The 20,639-nt window shown below is 44.8% G+C and carries 15 protein-coding genes; 5 read left to right on the forward strand and 10 right to left on the reverse strand.

The window, feature by feature from the left end; genetic code table 11:
• Nucleotides 1-15: 15 nt before the first annotated feature.
• The 6 genes from ACFSVM_RS10250 to ACFSVM_RS10275 form a co-directional block, all read right to left on the reverse strand.
• On the reverse strand, nt 16-4,248 hold the full coding sequence (locus ACFSVM_RS10250; RefSeq protein WP_379261888.1) for a sugar-binding protein: 4,233 nt from the start codon (nt 4,246-4,248) through the stop codon (nt 16-18).
• A 50-nt stretch (nt 4,249-4,298) separates the two neighbouring features.
• Nucleotides 4,299-6,056: a right-handed parallel beta-helix repeat-containing protein gene (locus ACFSVM_RS10255; protein ID WP_256209960.1), complete on the reverse strand. Its 1,758-nt coding sequence runs from the start codon at nt 6,054-6,056 to the stop codon at nt 4,299-4,301.
• Between the two features lie 360 nt (nt 6,057-6,416).
• A complete protein-coding gene (locus tag ACFSVM_RS10260) occupies nt 6,417-6,941 on the reverse strand; it encodes a riboflavin kinase (protein WP_083655964.1) in 525 nt (174 codons plus the stop codon).
• An 8-nt stretch (nt 6,942-6,949) separates the two neighbouring features.
• A complete protein-coding gene (locus ACFSVM_RS10265; protein WP_379261891.1) occupies nt 6,950-7,516 on the reverse strand; it encodes an NADPH-dependent FMN reductase in 567 nt (188 codons plus the stop codon).
• 19 nt (nt 7,517-7,535) lie between these two features.
• Nucleotides 7,536-8,594, reverse strand: coding sequence for an LLM class flavin-dependent oxidoreductase (locus ACFSVM_RS10270; protein ID WP_379262970.1), 1,059 nt, complete (start codon nt 8,592-8,594; stop codon nt 7,536-7,538).
• Nucleotides 8,595-8,792: 198 nt separating this feature from the next.
• The gene (locus ACFSVM_RS10275; RefSeq protein WP_076314013.1) at nt 8,793-9,881 is read right to left on the reverse strand and encodes an NAD(P)-dependent alcohol dehydrogenase; all 1,089 of its coding nucleotides are present in this window, start codon (nt 9,879-9,881) and stop codon (nt 8,793-8,795) included.
• 77 nt (nt 9,882-9,958) lie between these two features.
• Between ACFSVM_RS10275 and ACFSVM_RS10280 the strand changes: the two genes are divergently transcribed.
• Nucleotides 9,959-10,207 (forward strand): IS3 family transposase, encoded by a 249-nt coding sequence (locus tag ACFSVM_RS10280; protein WP_076314012.1) that lies wholly within the window; start codon nt 9,959-9,961, stop codon nt 10,205-10,207.
• 37 nt (nt 10,208-10,244) lie between these two features.
• On the opposite strand, the gene ACFSVM_RS10285 is transcribed toward ACFSVM_RS10280, so the two are convergent.
• From ACFSVM_RS10285 to ACFSVM_RS10300, 4 genes are all read right to left on the reverse strand, one after another.
• Nucleotides 10,245-11,723, reverse strand: coding sequence for an Lsa family ABC-F type ribosomal protection protein (locus ACFSVM_RS10285; RefSeq protein WP_379261894.1), 1,479 nt, complete (start codon nt 11,721-11,723; stop codon nt 10,245-10,247).
• 512 nt (nt 11,724-12,235) lie between these two features.
• Entirely contained in the window at nt 12,236-13,570 is a 1,335-nt protein-coding gene (locus ACFSVM_RS10290) for a condensation domain-containing protein (RefSeq protein ID WP_379261896.1), read from the reverse strand.
• 222 nt (nt 13,571-13,792) lie between these two features.
• Nucleotides 13,793-15,331 carry a sensor histidine kinase gene (locus ACFSVM_RS10295; RefSeq protein ID WP_379261898.1) on the reverse strand — a complete coding sequence of 513 codons (1,539 nt, stop codon included), beginning with the start codon at nt 15,329-15,331 and terminating at the stop codon, nt 13,793-13,795.
• A 71-nt stretch (nt 15,332-15,402) separates the two neighbouring features.
• A complete protein-coding gene (locus ACFSVM_RS10300) occupies nt 15,403-16,095 on the reverse strand; it encodes a response regulator transcription factor (RefSeq protein WP_076314009.1) in 693 nt (230 codons plus the stop codon).
• A gap of 143 nt (nt 16,096-16,238) precedes the next feature.
• Between ACFSVM_RS10300 and ACFSVM_RS10305 the strand changes: the two genes are divergently transcribed.
• Genes ACFSVM_RS10305 through ACFSVM_RS10320 form a run of 4 tightly spaced genes read left to right on the forward strand, consistent with a single transcriptional unit; the run spans nt 16,239 to nt 20,599 of the window.
• Complete coding sequence (locus tag ACFSVM_RS10305) at nt 16,239-17,120, forward strand: carbohydrate ABC transporter permease (protein WP_379261900.1); 882 nt, start codon at nt 16,239-16,241, stop codon at nt 17,118-17,120.
• Nucleotides 17,117-18,010, forward strand: a complete 894-nt coding sequence (locus ACFSVM_RS10310) for a carbohydrate ABC transporter permease (RefSeq protein ID WP_379261902.1) — start codon at nt 17,117-17,119, stop codon at nt 18,008-18,010. The genes ACFSVM_RS10305 and ACFSVM_RS10310 overlap by 4 nt, the downstream gene beginning before the upstream one ends.
• A 39-nt stretch (nt 18,011-18,049) precedes the next feature.
• The gene (locus tag ACFSVM_RS10315; RefSeq protein ID WP_379261904.1) at nt 18,050-19,165 is read left to right on the forward strand and encodes an efflux RND transporter periplasmic adaptor subunit; all 1,116 of its coding nucleotides are present in this window, start codon (nt 18,050-18,052) and stop codon (nt 19,163-19,165) included.
• 21 nt (nt 19,166-19,186) lie between these two features.
• A complete protein-coding gene (locus ACFSVM_RS10320; RefSeq protein ID WP_379261906.1) occupies nt 19,187-20,599 on the forward strand; it encodes an ABC transporter substrate-binding protein in 1,413 nt (470 codons plus the stop codon).
• Nucleotides 20,600-20,639 lie beyond the last annotated feature (40 nt).

Here is a 20,639-nt window from a genome sequence, read left to right on the forward strand (position 1 = left end):
CACGAAGCTGTTCATCTAATAAGCAACTGCAAACAGACTAAAGTGAGAAGTTGTAAACGTAACTTTCCCGGATGCGGTATCATATTTTCCAGATGGTAATTTGACAACCTTGCCCTTGGCGTCAATATACCACACGAAGATATTCTCCGGTTTTTCCAATTCCTCAGCTGTTGGCTCGTAATCGACGGATACGGTTACGGGTGACTTGTTGTTTTTCCATGCGATTAATTGACCATCAACCCGTACGGAGAGATCCAGAACGGGCTTGCTGCCGATTCTTTCCTTCAATTCCTGCTTCAGGCCGGACGTATCTGTAGCTGTTATAACAATCTGTACGCTTGAAGCGTCTGCTAAATCATTCGCCTTCAGCATATCGTTAGATAATGTAATCGTACCAAGCTCCGACTGTACCGTCAGTGAGATCTTGCCATCGCCTTCCTTGAACATTTGTGCCGGCAGGCTTTGACTATACGATTTGGCGTTAGCGATCGGGTTGAGCTTAATTCTTACGTTTTTCTCGCCTCTTGCATCGCTTTCCGCTTGCTTGAGCAGGTCGTCGAGCAGTTCCTGTGAGAGCTCCGCCTTGGCCGTATTACCTGTGAGGGTTGGTGTCAACTGAATCATAGAACCCTCCACAACCGGCGTCGGTGCTGGCCCCGGCGTTGTCGGAAGATCCCCCGCTTCAACAAAGGTTACATCCCCATACCACTCCGTGGATTCATGGGAATTAAAGCGTTGGTTGCTCCACATGGTTGCATTATCGCGGATGCCATCATCATTGTTGTCATCGCTTGCTCCAGCATCGAAACCAATAACTTTCCCGACGGAGCCTGTTATGGTTGTAAGCGGCAGCTTAGCTTCAATAATGTATCCGCCATCTACTACTTTCGCTGCTGAGGAGAAACTGCTCGCGTTAATGCCCTTACCGCGGGATCCCCCCGTTCTCAGATTCTCGTAATTCACTCGATAGTGACCGTCATCTAATTGAAATGCTGTCGAATTTCCATTGTTCTCATCCATGAAGAACTCCATGGAATCGTGTTCCCACAAATTCGCACCTCTGACACTTAGGTTGTCATCCTCAACCTCGGCCAGAACATAAAGATTATGTTCATCCCATAGCAAACGCATAGTTGCCATAGGCGCTGCCTTGGTAGGGTCACTGATCTTCATCGCCTGGAAGCTTTCTGTTGTTGACCAGATCTCGTCAATCTCGCCATCTAATTCCGGTGTTCCTTTCGATGCCTTTGCTTTCAGAATTTCATCCGGAATCGGCGTCTTAAATTCAATAGAGTCATCTACCAAGTATTCTGGATTATTATATTCAGTTTCATAGGCTCCGATATCAATTCTATTATTGGATCCGACTCCGGCATAAGGACGATCATTGCCTAAAAAGTCCTTTGAGAATGGAGAATCGATACCCACTTCATCTCCAAAACCTTCAGCAATCCGCGGCAATTTAGAGAATATCTCGCGTGTACCGGTATCGATTGCTGGTGAATCTGCTTGCAATGTGAAATCAAAACTGCCATTTGCCTGAGAAACATTTACGAATTTGGGATTGATAACCTGTTCATTCTGATCCAAGAACCGAACATTGCCGCCGTAAATGTTGTTGGCAAACATATTATTCCAGCCACTGTTTAGATTGGCATATTCACCCTCTTCATCCCTAGCAATCGAGATATTGTTTATCAAGATGGAATTGTCACTAGATTGAGCATCCATATTGGGATATTTCAGATGCGGGCTTCTACTGTTATGATATATCGTGTTGTTGATGACATGAACATTATTGCTTCTATAAATGTGGATACCACCGCCGCCATTGTTATAGACAATATTATTGAAAGCTAATTTCTTTCCGTAATAGCCGTCATCAACATCAAAGATAATGCCGTTGCCATCCGAATAGCCTTTGGTTTTTTCCCACTTCACTTTAGCTTCATTATCATAAATAATGTTATTGCTCATGATAATTTTGTAATCCGCCGTATTATCATCGAAAGACACATTGTTTATCGAACCCATGCCACTGGTTGCATGCATCGAGTACCAGCTGTTGCTGTGACTGATATTATGATCAAACCACATATAGTCGCCTGCTCCGCCAATGCCGCCGCCAGCCATATGATGGACATACGAGTTTTTGACAATGATGTGATGTCCTTTAACATTAATCCCATTGGTGTTGGTCTTTGCATATTCGGCCCAGTTCGAGCCGCCCGCTATTTTGTGCTCATAGTTTGCCTCTGCTTGCTCCAACGAAATGTTCATATTGTTGCCTTCGACTTCAAGTCCATCAATAATAATGTAATTCGCTTGAATATCGACCATATTCCATATGCCCGGAACGTTATCGGCCAGCTTAAGCTTGGGCTTGTTGTTAAAATCATAGGCTTTGTACGTAATATAAGCTGTTTCGCCCGTATTTTTATTTTTGGCGCCTGAGCGTGTAATCTTTAACCATTCACTTCCGTAGCTCGTGTTACTCGCTGTATAGGTACCCGGCATAATATATACGGTATCTCCCGGGTTTGTTAATGCTGCGGCCGTTTGAATGTTTTTGAATGCGGTTTCTGGCGTCAAACCATCATTGGTATCCAAACCCGAGGGACTAACATAATAATCCACAGGTTCTCCAATATAAGGAAAGTCAATATAATACTCTCCAGGATTCGGATTTACTACCGGCGCAGATCCAGCCTCATTGGAACCAGAAAGCTTAATGTTATCGACGATTACGGCAGTCTCCTCATGCGGCCCGTCCTTTACTTGCAGATAAAAGGCTTTCAGGCCGCTAGAGTAATTTTCATTTTTCATAGGTTCATTATTTACAATTTGGGTGTCATTAAGGTAGAGATCATAGCTTTTTGTATCGACATGAGCTATCATCTTTATCTTATAGGAAGTATTAATTTCCCAGTCCGTCCTAGCTGCCAACGCACCATTTGCGCTGTTGTCTGAACGAGCGTACATCTTTCCGTCCATACCAAATACGAGCATTGGATTATGAAGCGAATCGGAACCATTTACGAGATTAAACAAATAATTAGCCTTTTGATCTTTAAACATCAGGTTAGCTTCGATGGTGTAGCTATTCATGGAAACAGGGGTTGTCCAGCTGCTATGGAACGGAAATCCAATGGTTCCCGTACTTCGTGCAGGGATTGTAACCTGCGCCATCCGGTTGCCATTCTCTTCAGTTAAAGTAACAGCGGTATTAGAAGAAGGATCCACCGGTTTGCCATCTAATAATGGAGTAACCAGATTTGCTCCAACAGGAGTCGCTGCAATGACAGGATCTACATCATCTGCCTCGAAGGTTGTTGTTCGAAAGATTTGATCACCTATGACCGGAATGGACTCCGGATGGATTTCAATTCGATCAATATTGGGCATAGCTGCCGTTAGACCTGCTGCTGTTAATTTAGGCTCTATTTTTATCGAATTCGTTCCGGCATTTAAGGTAACATTCTTGATTTCTTGAAGCTGCCAATTACTCCAAGCGCCTGTACTTGCTCCCGTAAAACCTGGAACCTCTACATCATTTACTTTAAGATTTACGGGTCTGGCTCCGTTATCGGCATTATTATATCTGAATTTAAGTGTATAGCTTCCTGTTTCTGCAATAGAAATGTTATCCCATAGTAAGTATGCGGGCGGTGTTCTGCCGCCTGGAATAATGACATAGCCTGTACCGGAAAAGCCTGGCGCAGCAGCTGTGTTGGCTCCAAAAGTATGATTCACATGCGTTGTGCCATGACCCGATTCACCTTCAATAAATTTCGTGAATGGTGTGACATCCAGATAATCGACCAGAGGACCGCCTTTCCCCTCCGATGTCAGTAGAATGACATTAGTGCCGGGATGAAGCGTAACAATGGCGTTCAGATCGCTCCACACCGAGTTTTCTTGTGTTCCCTCTTGTCCCGTTGTAAATGAGGCAACTTCTTGACCGTTGACATGGAGCTTTACAATACCACTTGCACTGCTGCTGTATTTAATGTTCAAATTATAATTCGCATACACGGAAGCACTCACTGTATCCCAAGTGATGCTGGATGCTTCATTGGACATGTCCACGTAAACAGCATCTGTTACAGAAGCATTCTCTAGTATTGCAGCCTCCGCTTCGTATCGTTTGGACCCGCTGTCGGCGAACACCTTCTCCGCAGGCACAGCCGAATAAAATGAACTAATAAACAACGCGAATATCAAGATCTGTCCTACTATCCTCTTCACTTCGTCAACCTCCTGTTGTATTGAAATGATCTTATAGAAGTTCGGCACTATTATTCTACTGAGATATTGTCAATTCCGACCCAACCGCCTGAAGTCTGTGGTGCGGTAATGGATACTTTTATCGTGTCATTCGCATTCGCTGAGAAGGTAACCGTCGCCTTCTTGTACCCGCCGCCTGCAGCAACTGTCTGCGTACCTTTGGCTACACCGTTGACCTCGATGTTCAATTTGATGTTATCTGCAATATTCGTGGTTATATAAGCGGTTGCGGTATATGTTTTAGTTGCTGGTGCGGTTCTGGATTGCGATAATTTTGTGGCTGCAGTCGTGTCGAACGCCACTTTATGGGTTCCGCTATAAGTCCCATTTGAGACGACCGTTATCCCAGCAGCATTCTGCTCCTTGTCCCAGCCCGTCAAGCTGCCCCACTCGAAGCTGGGATTCCCGATTATATTTTGGCTTTCGTAGGCGCCACGGTCCGGCGCAAATCCTCTTGGACGCGAATTGTCGCTAAAGTCATGGTTCGGTGCTAGACTAGAAGTCCCGTTGTCGATCGCTTTCGAACCGATATGGACACGGAAATCTCCGGCTTCCGCATTATAGAATAACGGATCAGAGGTAATATCGTTCGGCCCGCTTACGGCAGGGGTTCCATTGTAATAAATATTGTAGTTATAATTCACATTGCTGTTATTGGAGTTCGACGTTATATGTCGCCCAGTGCGTGCATACATGATATTGTTGAACAAGTTAACATTTGTGCTGTCATGCGCGTATATTTCACCGTAGTTAAGCTGGGAGGCATTCTGATAGGACGTATTATTCATAATATCGACCCTTGCGCTGGAGTAGGCGTGAATGCCCGAACCCCCGTTGTTGTACGTAATATTGTTGGTCACCAGCGTCTTCCCGGTATACGGCGCCAATCTGCCATTCAGCTGCGTGTTTTTGTTGTCATCGATAATAATACCGTTGCCATCCGAATAATCTTCCGTCTTCACCCACTTAACAAGCCCTTTGTTGTTATACACCTCGTTGTTGCGTACGATGTTTTTATAATTACTGGTATTGTTATCCGAATTATAAGAGTGAAAGACGCTGATACCGCTATTTGCATAAACCGCGTACCACGCGTTGTTATAGACGTTATTGTTCTGGATGGTAATATAGTCGGATTCCTCTGTGAGGATGCCTCCGCCGGGCACATCGTGAACACTATTATTTTCGATAATGATATGACTGGGTTTTGCGCTTGTCGTACTGGCAGGCTTGACATTAATACCGTTCGTATTCGTTACAGCCATGTAATCCCAGTCAACCGTGCCGGATGGATAGTTCTGCAGATAATGATTATAACGCGCTTCTCCTTGACTAACGGTAAGGTTGGCGTTGTTTCCGGCAATTTCAAAGCCTTCTATCCGGATGTAGGATGCGCTTGCTACGAGGATGTGATTCCAGGCAGAATCCGTTGTCAGTTTCGGGCTGTGTCCGGGATAATTTTTGTACGTTATGTAGGCATTTTCATTCCCGGATCGAGTGACTTTTAAGACGGCTTCATTGTTTGTTTCGGAATAGGTTCCATTCATGACGTAGACGGTATCACCCGGATTAGTCCGGTCGGCCGCATATTGGATCGTCCGGAAAGGAGTCGAGGGATTCGTACCATACCCGCTGCTATTCTGGCCTGTCGGACTCACATAATACGCCGTATCCGCATGTGCTTTGTCTAGCGACGCCCCTAATAGGCTGGCGCTTATCAAACACATGGCTGCCGTGAATAGCTTAGCCAAACTTTTTTTCATCATCATGAATTCCTCCTTTTTGATTGAGCCTGCTGCGCCATCAAATGATGCCGCTTACAATTTTGTGCTTCTCATGACTCTTCTCACCTCCCGGATAGATTTCTGACGAGACTCTTTCATCATACTTCGTGTGCTCGAATAATCACATATTATAATCTTAAGATTGACTATGTTTGTTTAAGCAGTTTCATTAAAAAATGATGCTAAACAACAATAGCCTGCTCCCGAGTCTTTAAGTACGGGAAACAGGCTATTGCCCTTTAGAAGGTTATTTCTCAGTTCGTAGAGAGCCTCCATTTGTTTCTAAAAAGATTACTGTCACATATATGAGAATCGTATTATCGTATTAGCAGATTCTTCATGATATCACTGTTTATTCAGTAAGTTTTTATGGCTAAAGTAATCTCTTGCGTGCTGTTCATCTAATTTCATTTGTATGATTAACTCGTCAAGATTGGCAAACGTAATTTCTTCCCTCACATATTTTAAAAATTGAAGTGATACATTCCGACCGTACATATCGCCAGAATAATCTAATAAAAACGCTTCAATAAAATAAGATTCTCCACCTACTGTAGGACGGTAACCAGCGCTTATTATGGCGTTATATTGCTCAGTCTCCCGATCTCCTTCAAATATTACTGAAGTCCCGAAATAGATTCCAGGTTTTGGAGATACATAGAGGTCAGCTTCCCCTCCCAGATTTATGGTTGGATAGCCTAACGTTCTTCCCAGTGCTTGACCATGTACCACGGTCCCTTTAATCGTATATGGGTGTCCATACAGTTGTATAATTCTCTCCATATCCCCCTGTATCACAAGCTCACCAAGGGATCGATTCTCAGGCGTCAATGGTTTCTTAATCGTAATCTCCTTATTAGTCATCATCATTGGCTCCTTTAAAATCCATATTTCGCTTCTTCAGCCTCTAGGATCTTAGTGTAAGTCTCCGCTAATACGAAGGTATCTTCCACTAAGCGGTCTATACGAAATAAGACATCATCATTCACAATCTCTTTGCGAAGGAAATCCTTTTCTTCAATAAAAACATAGGTTGATACCATTTGAGCTTTCATGAAAGTCAAAATGGGCTTTAATTGTTGTTCTGCAACGAGGAAGTGTCGCTGAGAGCCTGCCGTAATGATCATGCTTACTACCTTCCCTTGGAAGGCTTTTTCAGGTGCCAAATCAAATATATTTTTCAGTGTCGCTGGAATGGAGGCTTGGAAAATAGGAGTTCCAATCACAATCACATCTGCCTCCATAACGGTTTGAATGACGAATTTCGTGTCTCCTTCATACTCCATATAATTCCGTCCATCACTGAATTGAACATCAAAGAGAGCCAGATCTAATAATGTAACATCAGCATCCGGATACTTATTGTGAATCGAGTTTACGGTGTAATTCATAGCGATTCTGGTTTTGGAGCCGATCTTCGAACCGGACAATACGACAACTTTCATACTACTGACCTCCAATGTCTTATTTTTTAGCTGTATGCTTCTTTATCGCTGGTAAAATTTCATTGCCAATGATATCGATGTTCTTCATTAAGTTCTTAAAAGGAACTCCACCAAAATCCATTTGCGCAATATATCTCTGATGCCCAAAGAGTTCGTGCTGGTATAGGATCTTCTCAATGATTTCTTGTGGGCTGCCAATATTCATAACATCACGGGAGTCAGCTCCTTGTGCAAATGCCTGTTTTGGAAACCCACGTCCATTGGTTAATTTCATTCCCTCATTAATATAAGGATAATAGGCTCTTTGAGCCTTTTGTGTCGTTTCATCTACATAAAAGAATCCGGCGGTTGCTACAGGTAATTTCAACGGATCATGTCCATTTTGACGTGCAGCTTCTCGGTAAGCATCAATGGATCTTTTAAATAACACGGCTGGTCCACCTAGATGAGCCAAAAACATAGGAACTCCTGCAACACCTGCTTTAATTGCACTGGCAGGGGTTCCCCCTACGGCTCTCCAAATAGGTAGATAGCCTTCTTCAGGTCGCGGGAGAATTCTTGCTTGGTTAAGAGGAGCACGATATTCGCCTTTCCAATTCAGCACTTCATTCTCGTTTATCTTCAATAACAAATCAAACTTTTCTTCGAATAACTCCTCATAATCGTTGAGATCATATCCTAATAACTGATATAACCCTACTCGAGAGGCACGACCTGCAATGATCTCAGCCCGGCCATTCGATATAAGATCAATCGTTGCAAAATCTTCGTACACCCTGACTGGATCAGAGGTGCTTATTATTGTAGATGAGCTGCCTATTTTCATTGTAGTTGTAGCCTGTGCTATGGCTGCCAGGACAACACTGTGGGCCTGAGTTGCAAAATATTCCTGATGGCTCTCTCCAACACTAAAAAATTCAATGCCTGCTTGTTCTGCAAGCTTCGCCAATTCAATGATTTCCTGTATACGCTGTTTGGCTGATATCCGCTTACCCGTTTCAGGATTAGCTAAATGATCCCCCAATGTATATAGTCCAAACTCTAAACCGTTGTTTATATCAATCCGGTATTGTTCCATGTTCATCCTCTTTTCTCCGCTCTTGTGAGATCTATGTTCTATTAATAAATCTTTGTTAATATATTTTTGTTAGTTACTATATTAAGTATATTTAATCATACAACTCCTGTCAACTTTTATGCTGGGACAAGAACTTGTGCCGATAAAACAAAAAAAGCCGCTAAAATAGCGACTTCGATGCTCCATATCGGTTATGCTCTAGCTTATTTTTACTATGGGTTTAATGGCCAAACCTTTTTTAGAATCTTCAAATGCCTCGTTTATTTCTGCGAAGTCATAGAATTTTACTAATTTATCAAATGGAAATTGACCTGCTCTGTAGTAATCAATTAATTGTGGAATAAAAACATTGGGCACTGAATCGCCTTCGATTACACCCATCATTGTTTTTCCTTCGGCCATTAGATCATTATGCACATCAATGTTCATTTCTGGTGTAAATCCAACAATCGCAGCAACGCCTAGTGGACGTAATGCTTGTAAACATTGACGGACAACGGGTGGAACGCCTGTTGTATCGACAGCGTAATTTGTACCACCGTTTGTACATTTTTTAATTTTTTCCACAACATCCACTTTTGTTCCGTTGTATGAATGAGTTGCACCAAGCTCTTTCGCTAGCTCTAAGCGTGAATCGTGTACATCAACGACAATAATCGTTTTGCATCCTACAATTTTTGCGGCCATAATAGCACTTAGACCTACTGCACCTGCACCATATATGGCAATTGTGGAGCCGAATTCAGGCTTAATTTTATTTAAAACAGTACCTGCACCTGTTTGAATCCCACAGCCTAAAGGACCAAGTAATGCTAGATCCACATCTTTATCTACTTTGACAACATTGCGCTCATGAGCAACGGCAAATGTACCGAATGAAGATTGACCGAAGAATGTTGAGAGTTGTTGACCATCTTTTGATAAACGATGTGTGTGATCGTCATGCATGCCACCAAAGTTTAAGTCATTAAACGTTTCGCAAACTGTTGGGTGACCTGTTAAACAGTTATCACAATGGCCACAATGTGCGAATGATAATACAATATGATCACCTTTTGCTAAACGTGTAACTCCTTCACCAACCGCCTCTACAATACCTGCACCCTCATGTCCAAGTACAGCCGGCAGCGGTGTGATTGCTGCATCACGTGCAACTGCGTCTGTATGACAAACACCTGTAGCAACGATTTTCACTAACACTTCATTTGCTTTTGGAGCTGCTAATTCTACTTCTTCAATTTTGAATTCTTCTCCCTTACCGTGAGTAACAGCTGCTTGAATTTTCATGGTTACCTCCTAGAAATTGATAACTCAATCAAATACCTTAAATGAGTTCATGAAACTAAGTTATCCAAACAGCGATAATGTATTCACGTGACGTCTCATGCATACCACGACATGCTGCCACAGGTTGGCGCCCAAATCAGCATGTCACAATCGAGGAAGCACAAAGAAGAATTGAAGAGTTTATCCGTTTTTATAATGAAGAACGAGCGCAAAGTAAACTAAATAAGCTGACCCCTGTTGAGTACAGGAATCAGCTTGTTAGAAGGGGTCTTGACCAGACTCCCTCTAGGGGAGTCTTTTGTTTACTATTATTTCAGGTTTTTTGATGACTTATTACATCATGCCGCCCACGGCCCTTTTTTGTTACATTTTTATTGTTCTTGTAGCAATTCTCTTTTGGAAGGCATGGTCATGTTCCACAAAAACCATCGTCGGTTTAAAGGTTTGGATAAGCTCTTCAATCTGCATGCGTGAGTAAATATCAATAAAATTTAATGGTTCATCCCATATATACAGGTGCGCTTTTTCACATAAACTCTTTGCGATAAGCAGCTTTTTCTTCTGTCCACCTGAATAATTGGATATATCTTTTTCGAACTGAATGCGGTCAAAATCCATTTTTCTTAAAATGGATTTAAATAACGTTTCATCAATCTGATGTTCCTCAATAAAATCCGATAACATCCCCTTTAAATGCGAGGTATCTTGTTGAACATAAGAAATGATGAGGCTGGAACCTATATTCACCGTGCCTGTATGCTGAATTGAATGGCCTAGAATTAATTTTAAAATACTACTTTTCCCACTGCCGTTCTTCCCGTCCAATACAATTCGATCTCCTGGTTCGACATTAAAACTTATGGGTGAATTCACCATTTGGCCGTCATACATGACAGACACATCAGTTAATTGAACAAGCTCCTTTGATTTGTATTCCAAAGGTTCTAACTGTAAGGATTCCGTCTTTTCAACGTTTTTTAAGAGCTTCGACTTTTCTTCAATCGCCTTTTGCTGCCGAGCTTCAAGATTTTTTGAGCGCTTCATCATTTTTGCAGCTTTATGTCCAACGAATCCTTTGTCTAATTTAGATCCTGAATTCGTTGTTCCGTTTTTTGAAGCTTCGACTTGATTAGACCAGCCTGCTGAACGTTTTGAAGATTGTTTTAACCTTCCGATATCCTTTTGCAAGCGTTCATTTGTTGCTTCTTCATGATCTTGTTGGCGATCAAAATTCAGTTTCCAAGACGAATAATTCCCACTTTGGACATCTATATTTGCTCTATTTATAGACAAAATATGATCAACGCAGCCATCTAAAAACTGACGGTCATGCGAGATTAAAATAAATCCTTTTTTTCTCCTTAAATAATCAGAGACCATCTTACGAGCTTCCGTATCTAAATGGTTTGTGGGCTCATCAATTAACAAGAATTGTCCTTCATTCAAAAAAAGAGCGGCAAGTAAAACCTTGGTTTGCTCACCGTTCGATAAGGTCTCAAACGGGCGGTACATCGCTTCTGAATCAACATCTAAATAAGCGATCTCTCTAAGAAATTCCCAGTCTTCCGCTTGAGGGCAGATTTCTTCAAGAATTTCATAGGTATATTTACTTTTATCTTTGACGGGATAGGGGAAATAATTAAATTCCACCGAAGAACTTATTTTTCCGATGTATTCGTACTTCCCGAGTAATAAATTGAAAAAAGTTGTTTTCCCTCGTCCGTTCCTGCCTATGAAGCCTAGCTTCCAATCTGTATCGATCTGAAAGCTTACATCTTCAAAGATGTTATCGAAACTGCTCGGATATGAGAAAGACAAATTTTGAACTTGGATTATTGACATATTTAAATCCTCCTTTGTATATCATCCTTTCTTATGATTACAAAGTCGGTATATCCATCCGTATTACTTTACTCCGTATAAGTTTGATGGAGTATATCGACTTATACGGAGCATTACATGCGTAACATCCAATTCTATAGCCATGTTATCTCTCCTTTTCAATAGGATTTCCAATTGGTTTCTTGAATTATAAAAACATAAAAAAACACCGATATAATTATCGGTGTTACGCTTAAATACAAATCACTCAGAACTATACAAGACATGATGTCATTGAATTTGTCGTAGAGGATAAGCTCCGATAACTGTTTTTATATCCACGTTTGCTTTTTTACCACCAAACATAATTCCAAAAACGGTTAACATTGCTTTCACCTCTTTCTTATTGATTGAGACTAACATTGATTAACTTAGCATAATTGTTTTCCTATGTAAAGTCACGAATCACGAGCGATTCCACCAGCTTAACATTACAATTGGCAGCCGCTCTCTCACAACTTTGACGCGCCTCATTACCTCTGTGATCTCGAGATTAGCAACTCAAGCATCGTTGAACTTACATCCTCCATAGTATCAGATGATATTTTTTTTCGATCATAGCTAAATCCAATCTGCATTTTATCTGCTAATGTGGCCACTCCAAGCACAACATAACTGCCGGGGGCTTTGGGTGCAAAGAATACCATATCACGAATGTGGTATGAACCTATCTGGCAATCAAAATTTAACCGTCCAAGATTAGATACTGCCGTAGAAGAAGGATTATCAATCGAAAGCATAGCCGCCGCTTTCTTTGCCGCCATATCATCACAGTTGCCATAAGCGGCAAAATACATAGCGTCAATAAGCAAAGGATTCAAGAGTGCAAAAAGATTCAAGGGCACCCACGGGGCTTTAGCAGATTCCAACTTTGATTTCAACTTGCTTCGCACCTGGACGGCATTTTGCCAAAAATCTTTTTTTGTATCGTAGAGCTCTTTAATGGTAACAGCTGAAGCAAAGTTGCCCAAGCAATCATCCGTGGGTAATGAAAGTTGTCTTCTCATATTTATTGGAACTCCTACAACCGTTTTTTTATTGCTCCTGTGTAGGCAAATTTCTTGCATAGCCCCAATTAATGCTGTTACAATTGCTTCATTTACGGTTACGCCATGTGCTTTGCATGCTATGTATAAGTCATTCATCTCACTTGAGTTTATCGTTGAATAAGATAATCCAATATCCGCTATTTGATGATAGTTAAAAAACATTTCTTGAAATTCATGTTCTCCAAAACGTCGCCTCTCACCTTTATCCCACATTTTATTCATTGTTCGGGTAAATGCTTTTACAAGAAAAGTTGGTGTTGCGGTATGCGGAAAATCATTTTGACTTGAAATGAGTATTTGTTCTTTATGTGACAAATCAATACCCGCATAAGCAGTTACCACGTCCCGCAACAAACGGGCAATAGCGTCACCGTCACCAATCAAATGTTGTACAATGGCCAGAATATCGAAGTCCGTTTCACTGTAAAACACAAAAAAACGAACAAGTGGCCCTTTTTCACAATGAAAGGGATGCTTGTTTTCGGTTTCGGCAACCTCCAGCCATTGATCTTTACGCTCACGCATTGCACAATGCAATTCAAGTCGTTGGACGGCATTTTCACGATAATAAGCCTCTCCGTCATTATCTATGACAACGGACGAATAAAGTAACGGATGAACATGTTTTAATTTTTGCAATGCCTTTTCAAAACGCGGCTCATCAAAATGTCCATCAACGCTTATCTTCATCAATACAGTAAGTGCAGGGTTTCGCAACATATGACGTTCGGTATAGATGCGCAGCTTTTTGTTTTTCATTGTAATCCCTCCTACTAATATACTATCCCATCTTTATATCCCATATTTTATGTGTGGACAAGTACAATGTAGAGTAGATTCTTCCGTCAGCAAATACGATAGCAAGTGCTCGTATAAAACAAATCAGCGCTGCATTAATTCGGCAGCACTGATTTGTTTTTTTTGGTGGCCTAATATGGTGGTAAGGATATATTAATTTAGAGCTGCTAACCTGCTGACCCGCTACGAGCCCGCGAGGCGCAGCTTAAACCGAAACGCAACGCCGCCCCGCTCGTTGCGGACTTCGCAGCGGCTGCCGTGCAGCTCCATAATCTCGCGCACTATCGCCAGACCGATGCCTGTGCCGCCGCTTTCCCTGCTCCGCGCTTTGTCGATGCGGTAAAATTCACCCCAAATGCGCGTAAGCTCCTCCTCCGGGATCGAATCACCTTCATTATAGACGGTGACCGTCCACTCCTTTTCTCCTGCAGATGCCGATAATTCAATTATCCCGCCGTCCGGCGTATGCCGCACCGCATTTGAAACAAGATTGGTCAGCACCTGATCAATCCGGAAGCGGTCCGCAACAGCGGCCGTCTCGCCATTAGGCGCTGGCGTCACATTTACTTTGACGTGCAATCCCGCTTTTCCCGCACGTAACCCGTCCGCCCGATCCGCCGCCGCATTCAGCAGCTCCGCCACATCAAACGTTTCCCATTTTAACGCATATTGTCCCGATTCTAAATGGGATAAATTCAGCATATCGGCTACAATCGCCGCCATCCTTCCGGTCTCCTCGAGTATGACTTCGGCATACTTCTCGCGTTTGGCTCCCTTGCCAATGTTGTCTTTCAGCCCTTCTGCATAACCTCCAATTAGGCTCAGCGGTGTTTTCAGCTCATGTGATACTCCCGCTACAAATTGGCGTCTCATCCGCTCCAGCTGTTTCTCCCGTTCAATATCTTGCCGCAGCTTCTCATTTGCCGTTTGCAGCTGCTCCAGTGTTTGCTGCAAATTATCCGTCAGAAAGTCAAACGTACGCGCCAGCTCTCCGATTTCGTCCTTGCGTTTCCAGCCGATGCGTTTATCGAACTCCAAATTGGCAAGGCGGCCGGCAAATGCATTCAGCCGAATCAAAGGATTAGCAATCATTTGAGCGTATCCAAACGCCAGCAGCAGCACAAATACAAGAGCGGCGCCAAAAACATACAGTGACAAGCCTCTGAACACACTGGCCGCATGGGTGATGGGCTGCAAAGAGGAAACCGCCAGCAGAATGGTACCGCTTTGGCTGCCATCGGTTGAAGCAGCCGTTATGGCAATTAACGGACTCACGGCGGTGCCGGCAGCAGAGGAAGCTGCTTCTGACTTGTAAGTGAGCGTTTGGCCTTGCTCCATCACCTGCTGGAACGAGTTTTCATCACCTAACCATTCCTGCAGTGCAGCCATTAAGCCTGACACCTCTGATTCCACGGAAGGTTTTGGCGTCACAATAAAATCAGAATTGCTGGGGGCCTGCAGCTGCAATACTAATTGCGAATTTTCCGTACCGCCGCCTGTTAGCAATTGGTTGGCAATGCCGTCTTCAATCGTCAATACTGCAACTTTGGCGAAGTAGCTGCTTTCAAATTGCGAAATATAAGCTGGCAAGCCTGGTTCGATATTTTGCTTCAAATCCAAACCATACTGCTGGCCAATCCCCTTCATAGCTTCCGTAACATCACTGACTTGACGCCGCTCATAAAAACGGGAAAACCCGTTCCCCAGCAATACCAGCAGCAATCCAACAAAGACCATCATCACAACAAATGTGATTACAAAAAGGCGGAATGCAATCGAGTGGCGAAAACGAATCATGGCGTCACCTTAAACCGGTAGCCATTGCCGCGCAGCGTGGTTATCCAATCCGCCCGCGAGCCCAGCTTCTGACGGAGCCGCCTGACATGGGTGTCCACCGTTCGCTCGTCGCCTTCGTAATCATAACCCCACACTTGCTCTACCAACTGATTCCGGCTGAGCACGATATTTTTATGGCTGACAAAATAATGCAGCAGATCAAATTCCTTTGGCGACAACGCCAGCAGCTGTCCGTCCAGCAGCACCTCCCTGCCGGATACGTCGATCTGGATGCTGTCCAAGCTTAACGGCTCCCCTTCCGTTGTCGCCTGTTCAGCCATCGCCTTGTCGGCGCGCCTGAGCAATGCTTTCACTTTTGCTACCAGCTCTTTCGGGCTGAAGGGCTTGGTCATATAATCGTCGGCACCAAGATCATACCCGAGCAGCTTGTCTTCCTCTTCGCTTTTGGCCGTCAAAAATAATACCGGTGCGTCCGACACCTTGCGGATTTCCTCACACACATCGTACCCGTCGAGACCCGGCATCAAAATATCGAGAATAACCAGATCCGGCAAGGCTTCGCGGAACACCGCCACCGCCTCGTCACCGTCAGCGGCTTCGCGCCATGCGATACCTTCGGCTTCCAGGTAATCGGCTATCAATTCCCGCAGCTTCTTCTCGTCTTCAACGATCAGCACAGTCTTGTTCAATTGAATCTTCCTTCCCGCATCAAAATAGACGTAGCTCCATTGTAACGGGATAACTTCTCATTTGCCACATCCAAGCTGTCACACAGCTGTAACAAAGCCGGGTTATGATTAGGGACGTCAAAATCAGGAAAGGAGGAAGCATCTTGACCAAATTTAAGGCGCCGAAGCTTCGCATTCGGGAGGCAGTTGCCATTTTGGCATTTCTGGGGCCAAGTCTGGCCGGCTTTCTGCTGTTTTTTCTCATTCCATTTGGGGCTGTTGTCTACTACTCTTTCGTTGACTCGCCTATGCAGGGAAATTTCGTTGGATTGGACAATTACCGTCAGCTATGGGACAGCTCATCATTCCGCAAAGCGTTTATGAATTCGCTGCTGTTCGCAGCCACAAGTGTTCCGGTCTTATTCGCCGTATCTCTTAGCCTCGCGCTGCTGCTGAACAAAGCGATGCCGCTTCGCCAAACGTTCCGGACAGCTCTCTTGCTGCCGCTGGTTGTTCCAGTCGCTTCGGTCGTGCTTGTCTGGCAGGCGTTATTCCATTACAACGGGGCGTTTAACGGTTTATTGGCGAACGCCGGGCTTAACCCAATCGATTGGATGAACAGCCGCTGGTCATTTGTCGTGATGATGGCTGTTTTCGTATGGAAAAATACCGGCTACAACCTAGTGCTGTTTATGGCCGGCCTAGCAAACATTCCGGCGGAGCAGCATGAAGCGGCGTCGATTGACGGAGCCGGCACGTGGCGGCGCTTCCGGTCCATTGTATGGCCGGGACTGGCTCCTGTTTCTTTTTTTGTTATCATCATGTCAATCGTCAGCTCGTTTAAAGTGTTTCGTGAAGCCTATCTGGTAGCCGGCGCTTATCCCCACGATGCCATCTATACGCTGCAGCACTTCATGAACAATCAATTTTACAATCTGGATTATCCAAAGCTGACGTCTGCGGCGGTGCTTCTCGCGCTTGCCATCGGGGCTGTTGTGTATGTGCTGTTTCGAGCAGAACGCCGTTTTAGGGAGGGGATGGAATGAAGAAGGTAGCTATTAGCCGGCTTGCCATCGCTGTCAAGCTGACGTTTCTCATCCAGCTGTCCGCTATTGTCCTGTTTCCTATTGCATTGACTGTTACAAATGCTTTCATGTCGGAGCGGGAAATTGGGCATCATTACGGCGCGTTGTACGACACCGAGGCAGATGGATTGGATGCGGCGGCCATGCCCAAGGAGCACGTAGGGATCCGCTTCATTCCGGAGCTGGTCACGCTGAAGCCATTTGCAGAAGTGCTTATCTTTAAGCCAACCTTCCTGCTGCTGTTCTGGAATTCGGTTCGGCTGACGGTACCTATTCTTATCGGGCAAGCGGTGGTAGGAACACTTGCGGCCTACGCTTTTGCCAAGCTGAAATTCCCCGGAAGAGACAAGCTGTTTTTTGTTTATCTGCTGACAATGATGATGCCGTACCAAGTAACGCTGGTTCCCAACTACATAGTGGCGGATAAGCTGGGGCTGCTGGATACGTATGGAGCCATTATTTGGCCCGGCGTGTTTGCAGCGTTTGGCGTATTCTTGATGCGTCAGTTCACGTCCGCTATTCCCGATGCGTACCTGGAAGCGGCCAAAATCGACGGAGCCGGTCATTTTCGCGCCTTTTTCCATATCGTGCTGCCGCAAGTCAAGCCGGGCATGACCGCGTTATTGCTGCTGGCTTTTGCGGACAATTGGAACATGGTGGAGCAGCCGCTGCTGTTTTTAACGGAAGAGCTGCGGCAGCCGTTATCCGTCTACCTCGCTCGCATAACCGCTGGTGAGCAAGGCGTCGCTTTTGCATCCTCCGCGCTTTATATGGCACCGATGGTACTGCTGTTTCTGTACGGAGAAGAGCGTCTGGTGGAAGGCATTCAGCGGTCCGGAGTTAAGGGATAATTTCGCATTTACTGCATTATGCAAGAAAGGGGGAAAGAAATGTCCACCAAAAAAAGAACCTTGCGTCTTATCATCATCCTATTTTTCACAGTACTGCTGCTGCTAACGTTTTTGTCCAATACGATTCAATCACTGACTTTGCCAAAAGTGGCAGTAGAGAAGGCGGCCATGGGCAGCCTTGACTTAAGCGTATCCGAGGAAGGGTATTTGCAGCCCGCTTATTCCACTCCGCTAATGTCGGCCGGCAATTGGACCATCTTAAAGGTTCATGCCGAAAAAGGCGATCATGTAAGCAAGGGCGATCCGCTGATTACCTTTGATCTCGGCGTTACGGAACGGGCGCTGGAGGATGCAAAAACGCGGTATCAGAAGGATGAGCTTGTGCTGAACCAATTAATGGAGGCATTAAAGCCGCTGCTGCGCGAGGATGATACCGAAGCGATAGCCAATCAAGAGCATCAAATCGAGATCCAGAAGCTGAATATGACCATCCAGCAGCGTGAACTCAAGGATTTGGAGCAGCAAATCCTTGATGGCCGCGTACTTCGCGCGCCATACGACGGAGTTGTCACCGAATTAACAGCCAAGGAAGGCATCACCGTGTCCGCAGCGCAGCAGGTATGTATAATAGCCAGCGACGATTCAGGCTACAAGCTGGATGTTATCGTCTCAGAATACCAAGCCTCAACCCTGCGGATCGGGGGTGAAGTTAAAGTAAATATTGACGATGGCGGCGTACGCGTTCTGGACGGGATCATTTCCAGCATCGAAAATCAGGGGGATCCAGCTTCAGCTTCAGCTTCCGAAAGCGGAGCAGCGGACCCGGATTCGAGAGCCGTCACAATTGACGTAAACGGAACCGACCTGAAGCCAGGATTGAAAGCAACCGCTTATATTCATCAGGAAAGCCAACAGCCTGGATTTATGGTTCCGGCAGATGTAATGCAATCGGATTTAAACGGAACATACCTGTTTACGGTATCCGTCACGGAGGGGCCGCTTGGATCATCCTATTTTGCCAAAAAAACATATGTCAATATAGGCGCCAAAAACAACGAAACGGTTGTTATTACGAACGGATTATTGCCCGAGGAACTATTTATTACGGATACAAGCGAACCGCTTAGCGACGGCAACCGCGTACGCTTGGAATAAATTATTAGGGAGGAATAAGCAATGAGAAAGGTATGGATGACCAAATGGGCCATAACGGCATCTTTAACGCTGCTGTGTTCGACATTAGCGGCCTGCAGCTCAGGTAACGGCAGCACTCCGGCAGTCACCAAGGAACCAACCTCTCTTGATGTAAGCGAGAAGCAGATACTTAAAGTTTCCGTGTTCACGGAGGACCGATTCCTCGAGGAAGCTGTCAACAAATTCGAACAAGCTTATCCGAATATTGACGTGCAAATCCAGGAGACAGTGCCCACGGAGCCTATCGCTAACATGGAGTCGCAAATGTATGATATCGTCCCTGCTGCGGAAGATATTGAGAAATATGTCAACTCGGTCAATACCGCGCTTATGTCTGGCAATGCCGCCGACCTCATCTCGGTGGGTTATCTCCCGGTAGACCGTTATTTGGATAAAGGATTGCTCTCGGACTGGAGCAAGCTGGCTGATCAGGATGGCGAATTTCAGACTGCGGACTATTACGAGCGGGTTCTGAAAGGAATATCCGATACGAATAACGGCTGGTACGCCATCCCGATAAGCTACTCCCTTAAAGTTATGCTTGGAAATAAGGCAGCGATTGCCCAAGGTGGCGAGATCGATGATGAAACATGGACATGGGAGCAATTCATGGCGTTATCCCAGAAATTCGCTTCGCAAGCACAAGCAAGCGGAACCAAAACCTCTGTATTTGGGGGCATGAAGCCGGAAGAGCTGCTTGGCTATTTGACGGAAACGATATATGAAAAGCTTGTTCTTAAGGAAGGCACCAGCCGCACGTTCGATGAGGAGGCATTCCGCGTTTATATGGAACAAATCAAAGAGCTATACGACAGTGGCGCCGCTTCAAAGGATCATCTTGGCATTATGAATCAAGTTTTTTCCACGATGGACATACTAGATCCACTGGCAATAGCTACGCTGCCAAGCACGCTGGGCAACGGCATCGCAGAAGTGCTGACGCCTCCGGGAACGGGAACGGACGAAGGACTCCCTTTCACCTCCGATTTGGCTTTTGCCCTGAACAAGCAGTCCAAGGTGAAGCCGGCTGCTTGGGAATTCGTTAAATTTCTGCTGTCGGAGGAAATCCAATCGTCCCCGTCATTGACTGTGCTTCCTGTCCATCAGGCTGCCGTAAAAACGAGAGTGGAGCAAATCACCGAACGTTTAAATAGCGGCGAGGCTTCTGTTGTGCTCACAGATAAGAACGGTGCCGCTCAATCCTTGTCCGCCACAGATGAACAAATTAACGACGGGTTAAAACTGCTCCCTTCCGTAGGCAACTATGAACACAAGGACGATAAGGTTATCGCCATGATAAAAGAAGAAACAGCCTCCTTTTTCTTAGGCAGCAAATCGGCTGAGGCAGTTGCAGCTGCTGTCGCTAGCAAAGTTAATACGTATTTGAACGAATAACGACAGATCAAAAAACCTCTAAAGCCATCATGGCTTTAGA

The organism is Paenibacillus shunpengii, from assembly GCF_042684905.1.
In the GTDB taxonomy this organism is placed as follows: domain Bacteria; phylum Bacillota; class Bacilli; order Paenibacillales; family Paenibacillaceae; genus Paenibacillus; species Paenibacillus shunpengii.

What these genes read in the sequence shown, in the direction of transcription:
- ACFSVM_RS10255 (WP_256209960.1), bottom strand. Translation starts at nt 6,056, where the DNA reads ATGATGATGAAAAAAAGTTTGGCTAAGCTATTCACGGCAGCCATGTGT.
- ACFSVM_RS10260 (WP_083655964.1), bottom strand. Translation starts at nt 6,941, where the DNA reads ATGATGATGACTAATAAGGAGATTACGATTAAGAAACCATTGACGCCT.
- ACFSVM_RS10265 (WP_379261891.1), bottom strand. Translation starts at nt 7,516, where the DNA reads ATGAAAGTTGTCGTATTGTCCGGTTCGAAGATCGGCTCCAAAACCAGA.
- ACFSVM_RS10270 (WP_379262970.1), bottom strand. Translation starts at nt 8,594, where the DNA reads ATGGAACAATACCGGATTGATATAAACAACGGTTTAGAGTTTGGACTA.
- ACFSVM_RS10275 (WP_076314013.1), bottom strand. Translation starts at nt 9,881, where the DNA reads ATGAAAATTCAAGCAGCTGTTACTCACGGTAAGGGAGAAGAATTCAAA.
- ACFSVM_RS10280 (WP_076314012.1), top strand. Translation starts at nt 9,959, where the DNA reads ATGTATTCACGTGACGTCTCATGCATACCACGACATGCTGCCACAGGT.
- ACFSVM_RS10285 (WP_379261894.1), bottom strand. Translation starts at nt 11,723, where the DNA reads ATGTCAATAATCCAAGTTCAAAATTTGTCTTTCTCATATCCGAGCAGT.
- ACFSVM_RS10290 (WP_379261896.1), bottom strand. Translation starts at nt 13,570, where the DNA reads ATGAAAAACAAAAAGCTGCGCATCTATACCGAACGTCATATGTTGCGA.
- ACFSVM_RS10310 (WP_379261902.1), top strand. Translation starts at nt 17,117, where the DNA reads ATGAAGAAGGTAGCTATTAGCCGGCTTGCCATCGCTGTCAAGCTGACG.
- ACFSVM_RS10315 (WP_379261904.1), top strand. Translation starts at nt 18,050, where the DNA reads ATGTCCACCAAAAAAAGAACCTTGCGTCTTATCATCATCCTATTTTTC.
- ACFSVM_RS10320 (WP_379261906.1), top strand. Translation starts at nt 19,187, where the DNA reads ATGAGAAAGGTATGGATGACCAAATGGGCCATAACGGCATCTTTAACG.